General features: G+C 29.7%; 21 protein-coding genes. 17 read left to right on the top strand and 4 right to left on the bottom strand.

Features of this window, described 5'->3' with window-relative positions; all coding sequences use genetic code 11:
* Positions 1–2: 2 nt before the first annotated feature.
* The 4 genes from secY (at position 3) to AANAER_RS04710 (ending at position 3601) form a co-directional block, all read left to right on the top strand.
* Positions 3–1265 carry a preprotein translocase subunit SecY gene (gene secY / locus AANAER_RS04695; RefSeq protein WP_129082773.1) on the top strand — a complete coding sequence of 421 codons (1263 nt, stop codon included), beginning with the start codon at positions 3–5 and terminating at the stop codon, positions 1263–1265.
* A 2-nt stretch (positions 1266–1267) separates the two neighbouring features.
* The gene (gene map, locus AANAER_RS04700; protein ID WP_129082772.1) at positions 1268–2032 is read left to right on the top strand and encodes a type I methionyl aminopeptidase; all 765 of its coding nucleotides are present in this window, start codon (positions 1268–1270) and stop codon (positions 2030–2032) included.
* Between the two features lie 18 nt (positions 2033–2050).
* The gene (gene infA / locus AANAER_RS04705; RefSeq protein WP_072682044.1) at positions 2051–2269 is read left to right on the top strand and encodes a translation initiation factor IF-1; all 219 of its coding nucleotides are present in this window, start codon (positions 2051–2053) and stop codon (positions 2267–2269) included.
* Positions 2270–2353: 84 nt separating this feature from the next.
* Complete coding sequence (locus tag AANAER_RS04710; protein ID WP_129082771.1) at positions 2354–3601, top strand: GGDEF domain-containing protein; 1248 nt, start codon at positions 2354–2356, stop codon at positions 3599–3601.
* Between the two features lie 81 nt (positions 3602–3682).
* Here the strand turns inward: AANAER_RS04710 and AANAER_RS04715 are convergent, their stop codons facing one another.
* Complete coding sequence (locus AANAER_RS04715; protein ID WP_129082770.1) at positions 3683–3892, bottom strand: hypothetical protein; 210 nt, start codon at positions 3890–3892, stop codon at positions 3683–3685.
* Positions 3893–4015: 123 nt separating this feature from the next.
* On the opposite strand from AANAER_RS04715, the gene AANAER_RS04720 reads away from it, so the two are divergent.
* The 13 genes from AANAER_RS04720 to mgtE all read left to right on the top strand — a co-directional run bounded on the left by AANAER_RS04720 (position 4016) and on the right by mgtE (position 18520).
* Complete coding sequence (locus AANAER_RS04720; protein WP_129082769.1) at positions 4016–4681, top strand: uracil-DNA glycosylase; 666 nt, start codon at positions 4016–4018, stop codon at positions 4679–4681.
* A complete protein-coding gene (locus AANAER_RS04725; RefSeq protein ID WP_129082768.1) occupies positions 4678–5781 on the top strand; it encodes a hypothetical protein in 1104 nt (367 codons plus the stop codon). The genes AANAER_RS04720 and AANAER_RS04725 overlap by 4 nt, the downstream gene beginning before the upstream one ends.
* A 58-nt stretch (positions 5782–5839) precedes the next feature.
* Entirely contained in the window at positions 5840–7603 is a 1764-nt protein-coding gene (gene aspS / locus AANAER_RS04730) for an aspartate--tRNA ligase (protein WP_129082767.1), read from the top strand.
* A gap of 17 nt (positions 7604–7620) precedes the next feature.
* The gene (locus AANAER_RS04735) at positions 7621–8412 is read left to right on the top strand and encodes a metal ABC transporter substrate-binding protein (protein ID WP_129082766.1); all 792 of its coding nucleotides are present in this window, start codon (positions 7621–7623) and stop codon (positions 8410–8412) included.
* Positions 8413–8613: 201 nt separating this feature from the next.
* Positions 8614–11202: a chemotaxis protein CheW gene (locus tag AANAER_RS04740; RefSeq protein WP_129082765.1), complete on the top strand. Its 2589-nt coding sequence runs from the start codon at positions 8614–8616 to the stop codon at positions 11200–11202.
* A gap of 61 nt (positions 11203–11263) precedes the next feature.
* On the top strand, positions 11264–12994 hold the full coding sequence (locus AANAER_RS04745; protein WP_129082764.1) for a YgiQ family radical SAM protein: 1731 nt from the start codon (positions 11264–11266) through the stop codon (positions 12992–12994).
* 8 nt (positions 12995–13002) lie between these two features.
* On the top strand, positions 13003–13416 hold the full coding sequence (locus tag AANAER_RS04750) for a thioredoxin family protein (protein WP_129082763.1): 414 nt from the start codon (positions 13003–13005) through the stop codon (positions 13414–13416).
* The gene (locus AANAER_RS04755) at positions 13413–13850 is read left to right on the top strand and encodes a hypothetical protein (protein WP_129082762.1); all 438 of its coding nucleotides are present in this window, start codon (positions 13413–13415) and stop codon (positions 13848–13850) included. The genes AANAER_RS04750 and AANAER_RS04755 overlap by 4 nt, the downstream gene beginning before the upstream one ends.
* A gap of 90 nt (positions 13851–13940) precedes the next feature.
* Positions 13941–14510 carry an adenylate kinase gene (locus tag AANAER_RS04760; RefSeq protein WP_129082761.1) on the top strand — a complete coding sequence of 190 codons (570 nt, stop codon included), beginning with the start codon at positions 13941–13943 and terminating at the stop codon, positions 14508–14510.
* Positions 14510–15268: a competence/damage-inducible protein A gene (locus AANAER_RS04765; protein ID WP_129082760.1), complete on the top strand. Its 759-nt coding sequence runs from the start codon at positions 14510–14512 to the stop codon at positions 15266–15268. Before AANAER_RS04760 ends, AANAER_RS04765 begins: the two co-directional genes overlap by 1 nt.
* 132 nt (positions 15269–15400) lie before the next feature.
* On the top strand, positions 15401–16120 hold the full coding sequence (locus tag AANAER_RS04770) for a 2OG-Fe(II) oxygenase (RefSeq protein WP_129082759.1): 720 nt from the start codon (positions 15401–15403) through the stop codon (positions 16118–16120).
* Between the two features lie 65 nt (positions 16121–16185).
* The gene (locus tag AANAER_RS04775) at positions 16186–17160 is read left to right on the top strand and encodes a zinc transporter ZntB (RefSeq protein WP_044415580.1); all 975 of its coding nucleotides are present in this window, start codon (positions 16186–16188) and stop codon (positions 17158–17160) included.
* 1 nt (position 17161) lies between these two features.
* On the top strand, positions 17162–18520 hold the full coding sequence (gene mgtE / locus AANAER_RS04780) for a magnesium transporter (RefSeq protein WP_129082758.1): 1359 nt from the start codon (positions 17162–17164) through the stop codon (positions 18518–18520).
* Between the two features lie 8 nt (positions 18521–18528).
* Here the strand turns inward: mgtE and AANAER_RS04785 are convergent, their stop codons facing one another.
* The 3 genes from AANAER_RS04785 to uvrC are packed head-to-tail and all read right to left on the bottom strand — an operon-like array spanning position 18529 to position 22047.
* Positions 18529–19191 (bottom strand): tetratricopeptide repeat protein, encoded by a 663-nt coding sequence (locus AANAER_RS04785; protein ID WP_129082757.1) that lies wholly within the window; start codon positions 19189–19191, stop codon positions 18529–18531.
* Positions 19188–20210 carry an alanine racemase gene (locus AANAER_RS04790; protein ID WP_129082756.1) on the bottom strand — a complete coding sequence of 341 codons (1023 nt, stop codon included), beginning with the start codon at positions 20208–20210 and terminating at the stop codon, positions 19188–19190. The genes AANAER_RS04785 and AANAER_RS04790 overlap by 4 nt, the downstream gene beginning before the upstream one ends.
* Before the next feature lie 4 nt (positions 20211–20214).
* Positions 20215–22047 (bottom strand): excinuclease ABC subunit UvrC, encoded by a 1833-nt coding sequence (gene uvrC, locus AANAER_RS04795; protein WP_044415570.1) that lies wholly within the window; start codon positions 22045–22047, stop codon positions 20215–20217.
* Positions 22048–22111 lie beyond the last annotated feature (64 nt).

The following is a 22111-nucleotide window of genomic DNA, read 5'->3' on the forward strand; positions in this document are numbered from 1 at the left end:
TTATGAGTAAAGATCTAATAAATAAGATTCTTATTACATTAGGCTTTATTCTTCTTTACAGGTTACTGGCATATGTGCCGGTGCCTGGAGTAAATATTGATGTAGTAAAAGAATTTTTTGATTCAAATGCAAATAATGCATTAGGTCTTGTGAATATGTTTAGTGGTAATGCAGTTTCAAGATTGTCAATTATATCACTAGGTATTATGCCTTACATTACAGCTTCTATTATTATGGAACTTCTAGCAGCAACTTTCCCCGCACTTGGTAAAATGAAAAAAGAGAGAGATGGTATGCAAAAATATATGCAAATCATCAGATATGCAACTATCGTAATTACACTTATTCAATCTATAGGTGTTTCTATGGGGCTTAACTCTTTGACAGGTCAAAGCGGACAAGGTGCAATTTCTATTGATATGAATACTTTTGTTGCTGTTTCTTCAATCTCTATGTTAACAGGGACTATGTTATTAATGTGGATTGGTGAACAGATTACGCAAAAAGGTATTGGTAACGGTATTTCATTAATTATCTTTGCAGGTATCGTTTCTGCAATTCCCGGAGCAATCGGTGGAACTGTAGATTTAGTTAACAACGGGCAAATGAACTTTTTAACAGTTATTGCAATATTGGTAATTGTTCTTGCAACAGTAGGAGCTATTATTTATGTTGAATTAGGTGAAAGAAGAGTTCCTGTTTCATACTCAAGAAAAGTTATGATGCAAAATCAAAACAAAAGAGTAATGAACTATATTCCTATTAAAGTGAATCTTTCAGGTGTTATCCCTGCAATTTTTGCATCGGCAATTTTAATGTTCCCTGCTACAGTGTTGCAAGGTAGTCAAAATAAAATCTTACTTGCAGTTGCAGACTTTTTAAGTCCGACATCATATATGTTTAATGTTTTGATGTTTTTATTCGTAGTTTTCTTTGCATTCTTCTATGCATCAATTACTTTTAATGCAAAAGATATTTCAGAAAACTTAAAAAAACAAGGTGGTTTTATTCCAGGTGTACGACCAGGAACATCTACTGCAAACTTTTTAAATGATGTAGCAAGTAAACTAACTCTATGGGGTGCTGTCTATTTAGGACTTATTTCTACTGTGCCTTGGCTTTTAGTAAAAGCTATGGGAGTACCTTTTTATTTTGGAGGTGTTGCAGTATTAATCGTTGTTCAAGTTGCTATTGATACAATGAGAAAAATAGAGGCGCAACAATATATGAACAAATATCAGACACTAAGTGCCGTGGGACTTTAATTATGGCAATTCCTTTAAGAAAACCAAATGAAATAGAAAAACTTCGAACTGCATCTGTTGCAGTTGCGAAGACCTTAAAATATCTAGAAAAAAATGTAAAAGCAGGTATGACTTTAAAAGAAGTTAATGCAATGGGTGAGGCTTTTATTGAAAGCCTTGGAGCAAGACCTGCTTTTAAAGGACTTTATGGATTTCCAGCAGGTGTTTGTACTTCTTTAAACGAAGTTATTATTCACGGAATTCCTGATGATAAAGTTTTAAAAGAGGGTGATATTTTAGGACTTGATATTGGAACTGAAATTGATGGTTGGTACGGTGATGCAGCCGTTACTATGCCTATTGGTAAAATATCTAAAGAGGATGAAGACTTAATTGCGTGCGCTAAAGATTCGTTATATTATGGAATCAGTTTAATTAAAGAGGGTGTTCGATTTAAAGAGATATCTAAAGCGATTGAAGACTTTATTGTTGATAGAGGATATCAGCCTTTAATTAAATTTTGTGGTCATGGTATAGGAAAAAAACCTCATGGTGAACCTGAAATTCCTAACTATTTAGAATCAGGGAGTCCAAAATCCGGACCAAAAATTAAAAATGGCATGGTTTTTTGTATTGAACCTATGATTTGTCAAAAGGAAAGAGAACCAGTTATTTTAGAAAATGATTGGGATGTAGTATCTGCTGATGGACTAAGAGGAAGTCATTATGAGCATACAGTTGCTGTTATTGATGGAAAAGCAGTTATTTTAAGTCAAGTAGAAGAATAAATCATAGGAGAAAAGTAAGTGGCAAAAGATGATGTTATAGTAATTGACGGTAAAGTTATTGAAGCTTTGCCAAATGCTATGTTTAGAGTTGAGTTGGATAATGGTCATGTTGTTTTATGTCATATCTCAGGAAAAATGAGAATGCACTATATAAAAATATTACCCGGAGATAAAGTAAAAGTTGAAATTACTCCTTATTCGTTGGATAAGGGAAGAATTACTCACCGGTATAAATAGATATAGGTAAAAAGGGGTTATATTAAGCATATTATCCCTTTTTATATTGTATAGTTATACTAAAAGTTAAGAGAGTATGACTATATGAAAGAAATTAATGAACTAACAAAACTTACTTTAAAATCCCTTTCAGAAAAAAATTTAGATGCAACTCCCGAAAATTATGAAAAAGAGTTTTTCTCTCTAGCCCAGAAAAAAAATTTTGTAAACGATGAGATAAATGAACTTCAGTCAGTATTAACAAATCTTTCAAAAAACGATAAAAAAAATTTAAATTCAATTACATATAAAGAGATAACAAAAATACTTTCAAAGAGAGTAAAAGACGAAGATTTAAAACACTTTTTAAAACATTTAGCATATTTTATGATCCCTTCCTTATCTTCAGAGATAAAAACAGATATAAATAACGTATGTACCGATATTTCAAAAAGCCCTAACACTTTGATTGATGTTGATACGATAAGAAGATTAAGAAGAGTGACTACAACAAGAGTTAATGACGATAAAAGAATATTTAACGAAAAAAACAATGATGTAAAAAAATTAATCAGTTTTTTATCGGAATTTTTAAAAAAAAGAGTAGATGAAAATAGAATAACAGTAGATGAAATATCAAATATCAGAGAAGAGATAAAATCTTTGGAACTCTCCGAATCTTCGGATAAACAAGTTAGTAAACTTTATAAAAAACTTACAAAATTAGTAGATAGATTTACTTTAGTTGTTGATAAAAATAGTGAAAATATCGCAAATTCTCAAGATATGAGTGATAAACTTTATGCTCAAATCGAAAAATTAAAACATAACCTTACAAAAGCGGAAGAAGAAAAATCAATAGATTTCTTGACAAAAGTTCTAACTAGGCGTGCATACAGTTTGGAAGTTGAAAAAATAGAAAAAGAGTATAAAGCCTTTGGTTCTAATTATGCAATAGTATTTTTGGATATAGATCATTTTAAAGAGGTAAATGATACCTATGGTCATATTTGCGGTGATTCCGTTTTGGCAACCTTTGGATCAATTCTCAAAAAATTGACAAGAAATGAAGATATTATATCAAGATACGGCGGTGAAGAGTTTGTTTGTCTAATTCATTATAACAATATTTTAGATATAAGAAATTATGTAAACAGAGTAAAAAATATTGTAGGTAACAATAAATTTGTTTTTAATGATATAAAATTAAATATAAACTTTTCAGCAGGTGTAGCTTTAAGAGAAAACTACTCCTCTTATGAAAATATGATAAAAGAAGCAGATATTCTACTTTATGAAGCAAAAAGTTCGGGGCGCGGTAAAATAATTTTTGATAATAGAGAAATATTATAAAGTGAAAATATACATATGAAGCTTAAAATCAGTCCTCACGCATTTAAAAAGAAACCGATAATAAGCCTCATAAATATATTTTTATAATACTTTTTTTGTCAAATCTATCTCTTCTTCAATATACTTTTTTTGTTCAATCATAAAATTTAAGTGATTTTTCAAAATCTCCTTATCTCTATATGAATCTATTATAAATTCATAAAGTTTCGGTCTGTTTTTTTTCCAATTATGCAAGGTGGTTTTATTTACTTCTAAATCCTTTTCTAATTTTCTAAAACTTGGAATACTCATTATTCTCCTTTAAATATGAAAAATATTGTAACAATTATTTGTACAAAAGTCAATAATTAATAATATAATGTACAAATAAATGGAACAAATTATTACAAAAGAAGTTTTTTTGTACAATTTCACATGACAAAAGCAGTTAAAAAAAGAGTTTTATATCATTTAAATTTTTTAAAATCTATAGGTTATGATTATCACGAAATTATTGAAATCAGCAATAAAGAAGTAAATTCAGATTCTTTACCCAATGATTTAAAAGAGTTGAAATCATTAGTAGAAAACTGTTATTTATGTGAATTATCAAAATCGAGAAAAAATGCACTTTTTGGAGAAGGAAATCCAAATGCGACTTTAATGTTTATAAGTGATGAACCAAGTGCTATAGAAGATGAATCAAAAAGTCATTTTGCAGGTAAAAGCGGGGAACAACTAACAAAAATGATAGAAAATGTTTTACCTTTGAAAAAAGAGGATGTTTATATCACAAGTCTGGTAAAATGCAAAAGTGCAAACGGAATGAATAGTTCTCACTTTAGTAGCTGCAGTTCATATCTGTTTAAAGAAATTGAACTTGTAAATCCTAAATTAATTGTTACTTTAGGAGAAAAAGCTTATGAATATTTGTGTCCTGATATGGATAAATACAACCAAATAAGAGGACAAATAATTAAGTATAAAAATTATAGTGTTTTGCCGACTTTTAGCGTAAGTTTTTTACTTAGAAATCCTTCTTTTAAAAGAGAAGCTTTTCATGATATGTTGAAAATAAAATCTATTTTGGAGTCAAATTGAAAAATTTAATATTAATAATTACAGCATGTTTTATGCTGATAGGTTGTGCAACGAAAAAAGATTATACTCTTCCTAAATCTACCGTTGAAAAAGAGAAAAGAGCAGAAGAGTTTAAAAAACCACAAGATACACTATTTGAAGATAATATCGTTGAAGAGCCGGTTATAGAAAATGAAGAGGAACTAAATAAAATTGCTATTATTTATCCTTCGGCAAAAGTGGGAAGATATGCAAAATCTACAATAAGTACAATAAGTGCTTATCTGATTTATACGGATTCTCCTTTTCATTTAGAAGCTTTTGATTCTTATGATGAAAATCCCGATAATATTTTAAGAGAGTTAGAATTATTAAAAGAAAAAGGTTTTACCAAAGTTATAGCAATGTTTACTCAAATAGGTTTTAATACTCTAAATTCGTTAAATAACTTTGAAAATATAAAATTTTATTTTCCTTTGATAAACAAAGAAGAAGTTACGACTTTTAACGATAATTTTATTTTCGGCGGAATCTCTTATAAAAAGCAGTTAGAACTTTTGCAAACCTTGTCAAGTAATAAAAATACTATGTTTTACGTTAAATCGTATTTAGGAAATAAATTAAGAGATATCTATAAACAGACTTTTGTGAATTCAGGAGTTATAAAAGAGATAGCAAGAACAAACAACAGATATAAATATATTATGAAAGATAATAGAATATTAGGAAGTACCATTATCCTAAATACGCCTATTGTAAAATCTTCTATTATACTTTCTCAAATAACTGCTTTTGAGGTTGAACCTGCAAAAGTGTTATCTACTCAGTTAAATTATAATCCTTTGTTAGTAAAACTTACGCAAGAAAAAGATAGAGAAAATTTTTATGTTGTTAGTTCTATTGAAGATGTGAACAGTTTTATAGAAGATTATACAAAATTATTAGGTTCCGACATAGCTTATGAGTGGGTTGATTATTCTGCGTTAGTTGGAGCAAATTATTTGATAAATGAAAATAGTTTGGAGTTGATTAAAACAGGAATTTTTGAAAATCAGGCAGATTATAAACAGACTTTATATAAAAGTACTTCTTACGGATTTGAGAAGGTTCTTCAAAATTAAGTCATAATTGGATATAATCGCAGGATTTTAACTAAAGAAATAAAAGATGGAGTAAGAATTGAGAACGCATTATTGTACTGAAGTAACAGAAAAAAACATTGGTGAAATAGTAACTGTTGCAGGATGGGTGAACAGTAGAAGAGACCATGGTGGAATAGTTTTTATTGATTTAAGAGATAGAGGAGGGTTAGTTCAATTAGTTTGCGACCCTGCTGATAATAAAGAGTCTTGGGAAGTAGCCGACGGCGTAAGAGACGAATATGTACTAATTGCTAAAGGTAAAGTAAGAGCAAGAGGAGAAGGATTAGAAAATCCAAATCTTATCACAGGTAAAATTGAAATTGTAGTTGAAGAGCTAATTATTGAAAACAAATCAAAACCTATGCCTTTTGAATTAGGTGATGAAAAAGTAAATGAAGAGATCAGACTAAAAAACAGATTTCTAGAACTTAGAACAAAAAGATCACATGACATATTCAAATTAAGAAGTACGGCAAATATAGCTGCAAGAAACTGCCTAAACGAAATGGGCTTTTTAGATGTTGAAACACCGATTTTAACAAAATCGACTCCGGAAGGTGCAAGAGATTATCTTGTTCCAAGTAGAGTCCATCCGGGTGAATTTTATGCCTTACCTCAATCTCCACAACTTTTTAAACAACTTCTTATGGTTTCAGGATTTGATAAATATTTCCAAATTGCAAAATGTTTTAGAGATGAAGATTTAAGAGCGGATAGACAACCTGAATTTACTCAAATTGATGTTGAAATGAGTTTTTGTACTCAAGAAGATGTTATAAAAGTTGCGGAAAAACTTATTCACGATATCTTTAAAGCTTGCGGAAAAGATGTCCCTGAAACTTTCCCTAGAATGACATATAAAGAAGCTATGGAAAAATACGGTTCAGACAAACCTGATTTAAGATTTGATATGCCTATGGTTGACGTAATTGATATTTTCGCCAATTCAACAAATGAAATCTTCTCTTCAATCGCAAAAGATAAGAAAAACAATAGAATCAAAGCTTTAAGATGTCCAAACGGAGATAATATCTTCTCTAAAAGACAGATGAAAGGTTTTGAAGATTACGTAAGAAAATTCGGGGCAAAAGGTCTTGGATATTTCCAAATGAAAGAAGATGGATTAAAAGGTCCTTTAACAAAATTCTTTAGTGAAGAAGATTTAGCACAAATTATCAAAGTTACAGAACTTGAAGTCGGAGACGTAGTATTCTTTGGAGCAGGAGATAAAAAAGTAGTTTGGGATTATATGGGAAGATTTAGATTATATTTAGCTTCTCAAATGGATATTATTCCAGAAGATACATATGAATTTTTATGGGTTGTTGATTTCCCTATGTTTGAAGTTGAAGAGGGAAGAACAAAAGCTCTACACCATCCGTTTACTATGCCTAATTTGGAAAAATGTGATTTAGATAATATCGAAGATATTGAAGATATAGAATCAATTGCTTATGATATTGTACTAAACGGAACCGAACTTGGAGGAGGAAGTATAAGAATCCATAAAGAAGAAATTCAATCAAAAGTATTTAACCTTATGGGAATTTCGCAAGAAGAAGCAAATGAAAAATTCGGTTTCTTACTTGAAGCTTTAAAATACGGTGCTCCAAGTCATGGAGGATTTGCAATGGGATTTGATAGATTGATTATGCTTTTAGCAAAAACAGATTCTATTAGAGACGTAATTGCTTTCCCTAAAACTCAAAGAGCTCAATGTCTTCTTACAGATGCTCCTTCTGCAGTTGATAATGAACAATTAAAAGAGTTAAGTCTTAGAATTAGAAAAACTGAGGCTTAATTTCCCAAGGCAATAATATGTATAAAATTTTTTTCATATTATTGCTTTTTTCTACTTCTCTTTTCTCTTTTACCTCAGTAACGGTAACTTATCCTATTGAATACTTTTTTTTAAAAAAAATCGTAGGCAGTGAAATCTATATAACAACAATTACGGAAAATAAAGAGACCTTTGCATTAGATAGTAAAAATATAAAAAAATTCTCCAACAATAACTACTACTTCAATTTTAATCTGCAAGAAGAGGAAAAACTCTCAACTCTTTTAAAAAAAAACGGTTTAATAAAAAGTATAAATATGATAAAAGGTTTACCGACTCTAAAACTTGCTAACGGAAAGTCTAATCCTTATATCTGGCTAGATCCAATTTTAGCACGGGGTATAGCAAAAAACGTATATATAAATATGATAAAAATAATTCCTTCTAAGCAAAAGATTTTTGAAAAAAACTATAAAGAGTTTTTAAAAGAATTAGATAAAGTCTATTTAGATATAAAAAAAAGAATTGACAAAAGCGATTTATACGGTTTTTTCTCTTTTAACAACCAGCTAGATTATTTTGCAAAAAGATTTAGAATAAATATATACCATAAAGAGGAAAAAATATTAAATATCCAACAAGCAAAAGAGCTTATTGCTTTTTCTAAAAAAGAGTATATTAAGCATATTCTAATTCCCGAAAACTCGGATTCTAAAGTTGCATATGCTTTTAAAGGCTACATAGACGGCAAAGTTGTCGAATATGATATCTATTCACAATACTGGAAAGTCAATTTATATAGAATACTAAGAGGAATTGAAAACTTTTAGTAGTTATTTTTATATAAACCTATAATCTCCCTTTTCTTTTCTGCTTACTTTTTATGAAAATCTATAATCAAAAGTTAAAAAAATGCCGATTTGTCTAAAAAAATGACATAAAAATATATAGTTGTATAGTATATATACAAAAAAAGAAAAATTATTTTTTCATTTTGTAGTAATATTTCATATTATGAAGGGAGTTTTTAAATGTCAAAAAACTTAGTAGATTATAAGGGAATAAAAGTAAAAAAAGAGCTCTATCCTTTGATAAAACATATTGAAGATGTTGATAAATATAGAGAAGAATTAGGAAGACTCAGCTCTTCATGGGATATTTTTGCTCTTTTAGGACAACTTGGTGATATAAATATAGATATAGGAAAAACAAAAGAAAATTTTTTAAATCTAACAACAACATTATTAAATCATTTAAGCGATGAAACTGTTAAAAAAACAACACAAGAGATGCATTTTAAAGCCCAAGTGGCTATTGATATAGTAATCAGAAATTTATTTGAAAGAACGGCAGATATAGGATTTTTGGCAACAGACGATGATATTAGAGAATTTATATTGCATTTTGTATCAAAATATGACAAAGAGAGTAATCTTTTAAAAGATCAAATCAGAAAAAGATTTTTAGAGTATGTAAAAAAGTATTCAGTATATTATGATATTGTTTTAGCCGACACAAAAGGAAAAATTTTAGCCAGACTTGATGATAATATAAAAGTTGAAACTATAGACTCTAACTTGGTAAGTAAAATTTTAAATACGAGTGAAGAGTATGTTGAAACGTATAACTCTCACAATTTTCTACCTCAATATAAAAAATCTTTAGTTTACTCTTATAAAGTAACCAGAACAAATGATTTTAATTCAGAATCATTAGGAGTTTTATGCCTTTGTTTTAAATTTAACGATGAAATGCAAGGAATATTCAGCAATTTAGCCGATAAAAAAAATAAAGAAACCTTAGCTCTTTTAGATGAAGACGGATATGTGATTGCATCAAGTGACGAAAACTGTATCTCTTTAAATTCAAAACAAGAAATTGTATTAGATGAAGATTATAAAATAGTATCTTTTGCAGGAAGAGATTTTATTGCAAAAACATGTTTGACAAACGGATATCAAGGCTTTAAAGGTCTAAAATGGTACGGACATATTATGATTCCCTTGGAGTATGCTTTTTTAAGTGAAGAATCAAATGCCACAAAAGAGGTTGACGAACATATAATAGAAGCAATGATGGAAAATGAGCAACACTTTTCAAGAGAACTTAAAGAGGTTTTTAATAAAAGTAAAAATATCCAAGATAATCTAAGTCGTGTAATTTGGAACGGGAATGTTGCTCAAAGTAAAATAAACTCTTCAAATAGAGATTTTTCAAAATCACTGTTATCGGAAATAGGTGTTACAGGCTCAAAAGCAAACTCCTCTTTGAACAATTTAAATAGAACAATTATAAACTCTATTTTAAAAGATAGCGAGTTTTTATCTTCTCTTGCTATTGATATTATGGACAGAAATCTCTATGAAAGGGCAAATGACTGCAGATGGTGGGCATTAACCACATATTTTAGAACTGCTTTTGACGACAATGATTCTTTAATACATAAAGAAGAGGAGATCTCTTCTATATTAAAATATATAAATGATTTATATACTGTTTATACAAATCTTTTAGTATTTGACAAACATGGAAAAATCGTTGCCGTTTCAAATGAAAAAGAGAAACACTTAGTAGGAAAAGTTTTATCAAACAGCTGGGTTGAAAAAACATTAAACTTAAAAGATACTCAAAAATATTGTGTTTCAGATTTTGAAAAAACTACTCTATATGATAATGAATCAACATATATCTATTGCAGCGCTATTAGATCTTTTCAAGATGAAAACATTATAAACGGCGGAATCGCAGTAGTATTCGATTCAAAACCGCAGTTTCAAGCTATGCTTCAAGAATCTCTTCCAAGTGACAACAGCTCTGTTTTTGCTTTGTTTACGGATAGAGATAAAAATGTAATCTCTTCAACAAACGAAAGTATAACAGTAGATTCTAAAATAGATATCGAAGATAGATTTTTTCAACTTAAAAACGGTGAGAAAATAAGCGAAATAATAGAAATAGACAATAAATATTATGCTTTGGGAGTTAGATGTTCAAAAGGTTATAGAGAGTACAAAAGTGCAAGTGATGATTATATAAACGATGTTTTTTGTTTAGTTTTTATTTATATCGGCAAAAAGTGTTTAAACGGTTTGTCTAAAATAAAAAGAAAAAAATTTATAAACAGCAATATTTTAAAAAAATCTTTTGATAAAAACAGTGTCGAATTGGCAACTTTTAATTTAGGTAAAAAATTTCTGGCAGTTCATGCTAAAAACGTAATTGAATCCATAGGAACGGACAAATTAGAAAAGTCTATTGAGATGGATAAAAAAAATCCTTTTAAAGGAATGGTCTTACATAAAGATAGATTAATATCGATTTTAGATATAAGAAGTTTTATAAATGAAGAGATAAAAGACGAAGATCTAAAAACAATAATTCTTTTAGAGTATGATAAAGACAATAAAGAGCACTGTATAGGAATTTTAGTCTCTTCTTTAGAGAGTATCTCAGTAGTAGAAGATAAAGCTATACAACAAATTCAAAGTCACTTTTTAGGAGCCGGAACTTTAGTTGAGAGTATTGTTGAAATCGATGATTTAGATGAACCTCAAGTTGCAATGATTTTGGATATTAAAAAAATCGACGATAATTTAACTCAAAGGGATAAAACTAATTAGAAACTTATATGCTAGGTTAAAACATTTTGGATAGAATTATAAGAAAATTTAAAGATAGAGAATGTTTTTACCTACAACAAAAGAAGAGATGACTGCCCTTGGCTGGCAACAGTGTGATGTAATATTAATAAGCGGTGATGCCTATATAGATTCTCCTTTTATAGGAGTTGCCGTAGTTGGAAGAATACTTGAAAACTTAGGTTTCAAAGTAGGAATTATAGGTCAGCCTGATTTAAACAGTGAAGATATAAAAAGACTTGGTGAACCAAGACTTTACTGGGGAGTAAGCGGCGGAAGTATTGATTCTATGGTTTCCAACTATACTGCAACCAAAAAATTTAGAAACAGTGACGATTATACTCCGGGCGGTAAAAACGACAAAAGACCGGACAGAGCTACTTTAGTATATACAAATCTAATTAGAAGACATTTTAAAGATACAGTTCCTATTGTTCTTGGAGGAATAGAGGCTAGTTTAAGAAGAACTACTCATTATGATTTTTGGTCAAATCGTTTGCGAAAACCTATTTTATTTGATTCAAAAGCGGATTATCTTATTTATGGAATGGGAGAGACTGCAATAAGAGAGTTTTCAACTGCTCTTGATAAAGGTTTAAATCCCAAAGAGGTTAGGGGAGTTTGTTATATCTCAAAAGAACCTGTAGAAGAGTATATTCAACTGCCTAGCCATGATGAATGTTTAAAAAACAAAGAAAAATATATTGATCTTTTCGATGATTTTTATAAAAACAATGATCCCATAAGTGCAAAAGGACTCTGCCAAAAAATAGATAATAGATACTCTATACAAAATCCTCCTTGTGACTATTTAAATGAAGAAGAAATGGATGAGGTCTCTTCATATAAATATCAAAGAGATCTTCACCCTTTCCATAAACCCCAAGGTAAAGTTAAATGTTTGGAGACTATAAAATACTCTATTCAAACACACCACGGATGTTGGGGTGAATGTAATTTTTGTGCAATTGGAGTTCATCAAGGAAGAACTATTAGAACAAGAAGTGAAAAAAATATTCTTTGGGAAGCAAAAGAGTTTGTCAAAGACAAAGAGTTTAAAGGTATTATTTCCGATGTCGGAGGTCCTACTGCAAATATGTACGGTTATGAGTGTGGTAAAAAACTCAAAAAAGGAACTTGTGATGATATTAGATGCGTAGATTTTGACAGACTTTGCAAAGCTATGAAAGTAGATCATAGCAGACACTTAAAACTTCTAAGAGATATAAGACAGGTTCCGGGAATCAAAAAAGCATTTGTTGCTTCGGGATTAAGATATGATTTTATTCCTGCTGATAAAAAGCATGGATATGAGTATTTAAAAGAGCTTGTAAATCATCATATAAGCGGGCAAATGAAAGTTGCTCCCGAACACACTTCCGACAGAGTTCTAAAACTTATGGGAAAGCCCGGGAAACAGCCTCTAATAGAGTTTAAAAAAATGTATGACAGATTAAATAAAGAAGCGGGTAAAAAGCAGTTTTTAACTTACTATTTAATTGCAGCACATCCCGGATGTGAAGAGAAAGATATGCATGAGCTAAAACAGTTCACTACCCATGAACTGAAAATGAATCCCGAACAAGCTCAAATTTTCACTCCTACTCCGGGAACTTACTCTTCTGTTATGTATTATACTGAAATGGATCCTGTAAGCAGAAAAAAAATTTATGTTGAAAAAGAGAGAAACAGAAAAGAGAGACAAAAAGACATTGTAATTGATAAAAAATATTATCAAAGAAGAAAAAAATCAAATAACGGAATGCAAAGCTAAGGATTGTTATGAAAAATTTTTTATTATTGTTATTAATAAGCGTTTGTACAAATGTATATGCAATATCTCCCGATTTTATAAAAATTATGGGATATGAATCAACATATGACAAGGCTTTACAAAAAGCAAAAAAAGAGAATAAAAATATAATGATGGTAGTTGTTCAGAAATCTTGTCCCTGGTGCAGGAAAATGGAAAAACAGACACTAAAAAAAGAGCAAATAGATAGTTTGATTAAAAAAAGATTTATTCCTTTGTTAGTTGACGAAGCATCAAAAGATTATCCTAAAAAATTTGAGGCGAAACTCTTCCCTACAACTATATTTATAGATATAAAAAATGAGAAACAAATAAGTAAAGTTTTAGGCTATAAAAATAAAAAAGAGTTTAAAAAAATTTTAGAAGAGGTTAATAAAAAATGAAAAAATTAATTCTGTTTCTACTTTTTACTCTCTACTCTTTTGCTGTTACGCCATACTCTTTGGAAAATTTAAAAGAGGTAAATTTAAAAGTTTTAAACAAAAAAAATGAGATCTCAGAAAAACTTGAAAAAAGACTTAACGAAGATATTAAAGTTAAACTTGAAAAAGCGGGAATAAAAACAAAAACGGAAAAATATTCAAATTTTCTTGTGAAGATAAAAATCAATAAGATTAAAGATATAAATTTTGTAAGAACATCAATAATGATAAGTGAAGATGTAATTCCTTTAAGAGACAAAGATGTTGAGGCTTTGGCTATAACATATAAAAAAGACGACAGTTTTGAAGCTGAAAATTTAGAAAAAGATATTTATGAATCAATAGTCGACTATCTTTTAGAAGATTTTTTAGAACAATACAAAGATGAAAATTAGACTCTGTCTTATTAAAGTTATAGAGAGATTTGGATAAAATTACACTCTTTTTTAAAACACAAGATAAAAGTATTGATAAGGAAACAGAAGATGAAAAAACTTTTTTTAATCATTGGAGCGCCAGGTTCAGGTAAAACTACAGATGCAGAATTAATTGCGGAAAAACACCCGAATATTACCCACTACTCAACAGGAGATATGTTTAGAGCAGAAGTTGCAAGCGGGTCTCAAAGAGGTCAATTAATCGACTCATATGTATCAAAAGGAAATTTAGTACCTATTGATATTGTAATTGAAACAATTGTTGGTGCAATCAAAAAAGCTCCTACTGAAGTTGTTGTTATTGACGGATACCCAAGAAGCGGTGAACAAATGACGGAACTTGATAAATATCTGGCAACAGAGAGTGAAGTAGAGTTAGTAAACACTATTGAAGTTGAAGTATCTGAAGAAGTGGCAAAAGATAGAGTATTGGGAAGAGCAAGAGGTGCTGATGATAATGTTGAAGTATTCAATAACAGAATGAAAGTTTATACTGAACCTTTAGCGCAGATTCAAGAGTTCTATACACAAAAAAATATTTTGAAAAAAATCAACGGTGAAAGAACTATTGAAGAGATTGTAAATGAAATGGATAAATTTATCCAATCAAGAATCTAATGAATAAAAAAGTTAATTTTTACTCTGTAATAATAGGTACGGAGTTACTTAACGGGCGAAGAAAAGATGCCCATTTTTCTTTTTTAAATGAACAATTACTAAAAAGAGGCTGGAGACATAAAGCCTCTTTCGTAATTGAAGATGACACTACACTAATGGAAAATATCTATAATCTTATAAAAGCTGATGAAAATTCCGTAATGTTCAGTTACGGAGGAATAGGTTCGACTCCCGATGATTATACTAGAGAAGTAGCAGGGAAAGTTTTTACTAACGGTAAAATGGAATATAACCGAGAATCAAAAAGATTAATTGAAAAACAGTTCAAAGAAGAGGCATATCCTCATAGAATTCATATGGCAAATTTGCCGCTAAATGCGAAATTGTTAAAAAATGTAGTAAATAATGTTCCCGGGTTTTATTTAGAAGATAGATTTTTCTTTACTCCTGGATTCCCTTCTATGAGCCAAGCAATGGTTATTGAAGCTTTGGATAAATATTATACGAAAAATCTTTTACAAAGATATAGAAAAACATTAACTGCCCAATGCAGTGAAAATGATTTAATAAATATTATGAAAATTGTTCCAAAAGAGGTTGAGCTTTCATCTTTACCAAGAATGATTGATGATAGAAAAATGGTTGTAATCTCTTTAAGTTCGGAAAACAAACTGTTAGTTGAAAACTATTTTCAAAAATTTGTAGACTTTTTAGAACAAACTTCTATTGAATATATTTTAGAAGATATAAGCAAATAGCTTTTTATATCTTTTCAAACTCCCTGTATCTCGCAAACTTTTCTTAAAAAAAATATTTTAAGATTATTTTTAGCTAAATTATTTTTTTATGATTTATAATTCTGTTGTATAAATTTTATTAAGCAGGTATAAATGACAAAACAAAAACTTGAGCAAATTAGTAATTATGTATATTGTGACAGTCTTTTAAACTCACTTGATATTGAGACAAAATTACTTCCTAACCCTTATTACGATTATCCTTATTTGATAATAAAGGATTTTTTCTCTAAAGAGGTGTGCAGTGAAATAATTAAATCAATTAAAAAAGACGAAGATGCAATTGATGCAAAAGTTAAGTCAAAAAATTATGCAAATCATATAAATAAAAATATAAGAAAAACAAAAATTTATAAACTAGAACAAGAGTATAAAAAAATTTATAATAAAATGTTCAAACTTCATCAAGCAAAAATTGAAAATTTTTTTAATATAGCTCTTACTACAAGTACGAAAATACAAGTTCTTGAATATACTAAAGGCTCTTTTTACGTGGCTCACAGCGATGATTCAAATATGATAAGAAAAGATGATAATCTAATAGGCTTTAAAAGAATTTCAAATAATAGAAAACTAACAAGCGTGCTTTTCGCGACAGGTCACGGCAGCAGTGGTGATATTAACAGTTTTTTTGGAGGAGAACTTCTTTTTAATTATCTTTATGATGAAAAGGGAAATAATATTAAAATAGAACCGGATGCCGGAGATATGATTTTGTTTTTAAGTAATCCATATTTTACCCATGAAGTTTTGGAAGTAAAAAGCGGATATAGATTATCAATAGTTCAATGGCATGATGCTTTGATAAATTAAGTAATTTTTTTTCTATCTTTATTAAGTTATAATATTTTTTTATAAACTCAATAAAAAGGTAAAATATGGATCAAAATGGATTATCTCATGCTTTAATTTTAGATAAAAAGGGTGGAGCCAAAGAGATTTCATATGAACAAATAAGCAGTTTTGAGAAATCTCAAGGAATTTTATGGGTTCATTTTGATTATACGAATCCTCAAGCAATTCAATGGATTACGGACAAAAGTAATATAGACCCCATAGCTGTGGAACTTCTTCTTGCAGAAGATACAAGACCTAGAACTATAGTATTAGAAGATAATGTTTTACTTGCATTAAGAGCCGTTGATTTAAACCCTGATTCAAACCCCGAAGAGATGATATCTTTAAGACTTTTTATAAGTGAAAATTTGATTATTACTACCAAAAAAAGAGATTTACTCTCTATTAAAGATCTTCTTACTCTTTTTAAACAAAAAAAAGGACCTGTCAACAGCTCAGAGTTTTTGATTACAATAACAGACAGGCTAACTTTTAGAATGGACGGAACAATTGATAAAATAGAAGATAGAGTCTCTGAAGTTGAAGAGCTGTTGCTTGAATCGGACGATAATATGGAGTTAAGAAGTAAAATAGCAGCGATTAGAAGAGAAGCAATTACTATAAGAAGATATTTATCTCCTCAAAAAGAGGCTATTTCTTTGTTATACCATGAAAAGGTTTCATGGCTGGATGATTACAACAGAATAGAGTTAAGAGAGGTTAATAATCAGTTAGTCAATTATATTGAAGATTTAGATTCAATTAATGAAAAAATCACCTTGATAAAAGATGAACTTACAAATATAAGAAGTGATCAAATGAATCAAAGGATGTACGTATTATCTATTATTTCCGTTATTTTTCTTCCTTTGAGTTTTTTAACGGGACTTTTCGGTATAAACGTAGGAGGAATACCGGGAGCACAGGATAGCAGCTCTTTTGAAATTTTCTCTGTTCTTCTTATTGGTATAGGATTTTTACAGTTTTTGATATTAAAAAAATATAAATGGATTTAAGATGGAAGAAAAAATCATAGAGTTAAAAAATTATTTATTAGACGCAATTGAAAATTATAAAAAAGGTAATTTTGAAGAACACCCTTATGATCTTGCAAAAGAGCTTGAAAAATTAAGAGATTTAGATGAAACCGAATATGAATCTATTTGTAAAAAGATTCCAAGTGAACTTTTTGCCGAAATCCTTTGTGAAATGCCAAGCTATATTCAAGAAGAGATTGTTGAGGTAATAAGTGATAAAAAAGTTGCAAATATTGCTTCAAATATGGATAGTGACGATGCTTCGGAATTTATCTATAATATCTCTCAAAAAGACGAAGAGGCTGCTCAAACTATTCTTTCCAAATTGGATGAAGAAGATAAACAGATAATTGAAAAATTAAACTCTTATGAAGAGAATGAAGCAGGTTCCTATATGCAAAGCGAGTTGTTTATGGCAACGTTAAACGAACAAATAGGAACAGCATTAAAAAGATTAAAAAAGTTAAAAAACGAAGATCATTTAGATAATATTTTTCATGTCTTTTTAGTTGATAAAAAGGGTAAACTAATAGGTTCAATCGGTCTTGAAGAGTTGATTTTATTTGATAAAGAGCAAGGTTTTAATGAAATTCCCCAAGATAAAATAAAAAACTATGCCTGTAACCATAAAAGCGATATAAGCGAAGTAGTTGAAATGTTTACCCACTACAATCTAAGTTCTTTGGCAATAGTTGATGAAAAAGAGAAACTTATAGGAAGAATTACCCATGATGATATTCATGACGTAATTCAAGAACAAGATACAAAACAAATCTACTCTTTAGCAGGGGTTAACGATGATGCCGAGCATGAAGAGAGTATTTATTTAATAGGGAAAAAAAGAGCAGTGTGGTTGGGTATAAACTTAATAACTGCAATTTTAGCTTCAGTAGTAATCGGTCTTTTTGATTCTACTATTCAATCTTTAGTTGCTCTTGCGGTGTTAATGCCGATAGTTGCATCAATGGGCGGAAATGCGGGAACTCAAACCTTAACCGTAACCGTAAGACAAATGGCTTTGGGGGAAATTAGTTATGAAGATGCAAAAAAAACTATTACAAAAGAGGTTTTAATCTCTTTGGCAAACGGTTTTTTATTTGCTTTAGTTATAGGAATAATAGCTTTTCTTTGGTTTAAAATTCCTCTTTTAGGTTTAGTAATAGCTTTATCAATGATTATAAATCTTTTAAGTGCAGGATTTTTCGGTGCGGTAATACCTATACTTTTAGAAAAGTTTGAGATTGATCCTGCTATTGGTTCGACGGTTATTCTAACAACGGTAACTGACGTGGTGGGTTTTTTCAGCTTTTTAGGTTTGGCAACGATAATTTTACTTTAAATAAGGAGTTAAGGCTTGGTATAAAAGTTAAATTTCCAGCCTTTATCTTCGGGATATTTTTCTAATTTATAATCATTCCAAACTTTAATACATCTTTTATTCCCAAGCTCTTTGCCCTTTTTTGCAAATTGATGAGCTCTACCAAAGTTTGGAAAAACTCCTTTTCCGCTTGCATACATAAAAGCAAGGTTGCATTGTGCTTTTATAAAGCCTTGTTTTGAAGCTTTCTCAAAAAGGTTTACGGCAAGTTTATAATCTTTGTCCACGGCAATGCCGTTTACTAGAAATTCTCCGACCATATTTTGCGCAGGTGCATAATCATTATTTGCCGCTTTGACAAAACTGTTATAGGCTTTTGCCGGATTGAAATAGGGTGTTTTTTTAGATAAATAGAATCTTCCTAAATAAAAAGAGGCTTTATTATCATTTAGTTTGCTGGCTTTTTCCAAAAGCTCTTTGGCTTTGGAAAAACTTTTTTCAATCTCTTTTCCTTCTAAATATATTTTTGCCAGGTGCATCATAGCTTTTGTATTATTTTGTTCGACAAGCTCTTTATAAAAACTTAATGCCTTTATAGTGCCGTTACTTTTCTCAAAATTTCTAACCTCTTCAAAAGTATAAGAGAATAGTGTTGAAAAGATAAGAGAGATTAAGAAAAGTTTTTTTATCATATTATCTCTTTTGGAATATGCTCTTTTAAAGCTGTTGTTATTTCATAAGTGATTGTATTATGAATTTTGGCTAATTCTCTTACATCATTGAAAATACAAACCTCTTCATCATCACAGTTAATAGAAAGATTATCCATAGAGACTTTTCCTAAAATTTCATAGCCTTTGGGTGTTAAATATTTTTGTTCACCGTTAAGTCTGAAAAAACCGTCTCCGTAACCGACTTTATATGTGGAAATTTTCATATCTTCTTGTGCCATATATTTTCCGCCGTAACCAACTCTTTGATTTTCTTTCAGTATTCTTGTAACAATTTTATCTGCCCAAAGAGACATAACAGGTTTTAAAGTTGGATTGTCAAAGATAGAATCCGTGTCCAAATATCCATACTGAGCAATTCCGACTCTTGCAAAATCATAATCATAATTCTTAAACCTAAATAAGGCTGATGAGTTAGCGCAATGGAAGTTTGGCACAGGTATAAAAAGTTTTTCACATAAAGTTTTTATTAAGTTTTTTGCCTCGTCAAAATTTGATTTTTGCCAAAACAATTCACATGATAATTCATCGGCACTTCTAAAGTGAGTAAAAGCCCCCGTCAAATTTAGTTTTTTTCTCAATATCCCATGAATAGCCTCTTCCAGCTTATCCAAAGAAATTCCGTTTCTGTGCATTCCCGAATCGAATTTTATATGAACATTCGTATTTTCGGGCAGTTTTTCAATATCTTCCAAACTGTTAATTGCTATGTGAAAAGTATGTGAACAACTGTGAATATCTGTGTCAGCTAGGATTAAGATTTGTTCAAAAAGTGTCTCAATTTTTTCTGCTTCATTTATAGTTCTTACTACTGCTTTTTTTATACCGTACTCTTTTGCCATTGAAGCAATTTCTACAAGTCCGTGTCCGTAAGCATTATCTTTTAATACAACAGCGATTTTATCTTTTGAACCTAAATGAGTCTCAATAGTTTTAAGATTGTGAAAATAATTTGATTTGTTTAATATAATTTTTGCCAAGGTTTTAACCTTCAAGAGATTTAAAATAATTGATTATAAGCATAGCATCTTTTTCGTTTAGAACATCTTTCAATTCCTCAAGTTTTGCACTTTTTATATTGTCAAATGTTCCAAAATATAAAAGTAGTTTTTTCACCTTTGCTTCACCTATACCTTTGATTTGAAGAAGAGAAATTTGCGTATCTTCTCTTCTTTTCTGTTTTTTATGAAATGTTATGGCAAATCTATGAGCTTCGTCTCTTAATCTTTGTACAAATTGCAGACGTTTATCGCTTGGCAATAAATCAAGCTTCTCTATTAAACCATCTTTTTCATAATAGATAATATCTTTTGCACTACCTTTTGCCCTGTGGGCTTTAAAATCAAGTTTTTCTTTGGCAATAGCTATAATATCAAGATTTACACCGCAAGAGTTTCTTATATCTATTGCAAGTTTAAGTAGTGTTTCTCCTCCGTCAAGAACCCACATATCAGGAGCAGGATTTTTTTCAAAACTTTCAACTCTTCTTAAAAGAGTTTCTCTCATTTGGGAGTATTCATCTTTTGATTCCAGATTATAATGCCTAAAATCGCTTTTTACAAATTTTTCTTCCCAAGTTACCATTGCTCCGACCGTTGCTTGTCCCATCATATGAGAGTTGTCAAAACACTCAAATCTGTTTGGAATTTTTTCAAGATTAAATAGTTTTTGAAGTTGAGAATATACGGAAGATGAATCTTTTACTGCTGAGAGCCTTAAAAGCTCTTTACAGTTGTTTAATGCAACATTTACAATCTCTTTTTTCTTCCCTCTTTTGGGATTGTTTAAAAGAATTTTTTTAGAGAATTTCTGTTTTATAAACTCTTCAATCTCTTCTTTGTCTTCAATCTCATGGGCAATTACGATTTCATCGGGAAGCAGGGGAATTTCATTGTCATAATAGTTTATAATAGCTCTTTCGTAAGCTTCTTGTAAATCTATTGAGATATCTTCTCTGTTTGGTTTTATATAGTTGTGATTACTTGAAGCTAATTTCCCGTCTCTAAAAAACATTCTTACTAAAACAGCTTTTGAATCTTTACTCTCTATTGCAAAAAGATCAATATTTTCATTTGTTGCCAAATCCATACCTGTATGAATTTGCGATTTTTCGATAGTTTTTATTCTATCTCTTAATTTCATAGCTTCTTCAAATCTAAACTCGCTGCTGTACTCTTCCATTTTTTTTGTTAATTTGGAGATTAATCTGTTTTTATTATAGATATAGTCTAAAGCTTCATCCACTAACTTTGCATAATTCTCTTTTGAAATCTTTCCTTCACAAGGAGCAAAACACTTTTTGATTTGATAAAAAAGACAAGCCTCTTTGCCTTTTATACAAGATTTTTTCTGAACCAAAGGAACAATCTCGTAAATTGAGTCTAACATGTCTCTTGCACCTGTTGAATAAGGACCGAAATATTTTATATTTTTCCCTTTTAAGACTTTTCTTGTAATTTCCAATCTAGGAAAATCCTCGTTAAAATCAATATAAATATAAGGATATGTTTTATCATCTCTTAAAAGTATGTTATATTTGGGTTTGAGTTGTTTAATTAATGAATTTTCTAAAATCAAAGCATCATGCTCGTTTGGCACGACTATCCATTCTAAAGATTTAACTTCGGTTATCATTTTATAAATTCGGGCACTAAGTTTATCAGCAGGTAATAGTTTAGGTGTAAATCTAAAGTATGATTTAACTCTGTTTTTTAGTATTTTTGCCTTACCTATATAAAGAAGTTTTCCTTTTGCATCAAAATATTGGTAGACTCCTGCTTTATTTGGCAGTTGTTTTAGTTTTTCTTCTAAATTCATCGGGGAATTTTATCTAAAATATCCTTTGTAAAAAAACACTTTGTATTTAAATATCAATTGTATA

The sequence above is a fragment of the Halarcobacter anaerophilus genome (genome assembly GCF_006459125.1).
Lineage (GTDB): Bacteria > Campylobacterota > Campylobacteria > Campylobacterales > Arcobacteraceae > Halarcobacter > Halarcobacter anaerophilus.

Coding starts and splice junctions, on each gene's coding strand:
- secY (WP_129082773.1), top strand. CDS start 3: ATGAGTAAAGATCTAATAAATAAGATTCTTATTACATTAGGCTTTATT.
- map (WP_129082772.1), top strand. CDS start 1,268: ATGGCAATTCCTTTAAGAAAACCAAATGAAATAGAAAAACTTCGAACT.
- AANAER_RS04710 (WP_129082771.1), top strand. CDS start 2,354: ATGAAAGAAATTAATGAACTAACAAAACTTACTTTAAAATCCCTTTCA.
- AANAER_RS04715 (WP_129082770.1), bottom strand. CDS start 3,892: ATGAGTATTCCAAGTTTTAGAAAATTAGAAAAGGATTTAGAAGTAAAT.
- AANAER_RS04720 (WP_129082769.1), top strand. CDS start 4,016: ATGACAAAAGCAGTTAAAAAAAGAGTTTTATATCATTTAAATTTTTTA.
- AANAER_RS04735 (WP_129082766.1), top strand. CDS start 7,621: ATGTATAAAATTTTTTTCATATTATTGCTTTTTTCTACTTCTCTTTTC.
- AANAER_RS04740 (WP_129082765.1), top strand. CDS start 8,614: ATGTCAAAAAACTTAGTAGATTATAAGGGAATAAAAGTAAAAAAAGAG.
- AANAER_RS04745 (WP_129082764.1), top strand. CDS start 11,264: ATGTTTTTACCTACAACAAAAGAAGAGATGACTGCCCTTGGCTGGCAA.
- AANAER_RS04750 (WP_129082763.1), top strand. CDS start 13,003: ATGAAAAATTTTTTATTATTGTTATTAATAAGCGTTTGTACAAATGTA.
- AANAER_RS04755 (WP_129082762.1), top strand. CDS start 13,413: ATGAAAAAATTAATTCTGTTTCTACTTTTTACTCTCTACTCTTTTGCT.
- AANAER_RS04760 (WP_129082761.1), top strand. CDS start 13,941: ATGAAAAAACTTTTTTTAATCATTGGAGCGCCAGGTTCAGGTAAAACT.
- AANAER_RS04765 (WP_129082760.1), top strand. CDS start 14,510: ATGAATAAAAAAGTTAATTTTTACTCTGTAATAATAGGTACGGAGTTA.
- AANAER_RS04770 (WP_129082759.1), top strand. CDS start 15,401: ATGACAAAACAAAAACTTGAGCAAATTAGTAATTATGTATATTGTGAC.
- AANAER_RS04775 (WP_044415580.1), top strand. CDS start 16,186: ATGGATCAAAATGGATTATCTCATGCTTTAATTTTAGATAAAAAGGGT.
- mgtE (WP_129082758.1), top strand. CDS start 17,162: ATGGAAGAAAAAATCATAGAGTTAAAAAATTATTTATTAGACGCAATT.
- AANAER_RS04785 (WP_129082757.1), bottom strand. CDS start 19,191: ATGATAAAAAAACTTTTCTTAATCTCTCTTATCTTTTCAACACTATTC.
- uvrC (WP_044415570.1), bottom strand. CDS start 22,047: ATGAATTTAGAAGAAAAACTAAAACAACTGCCAAATAAAGCAGGAGTC.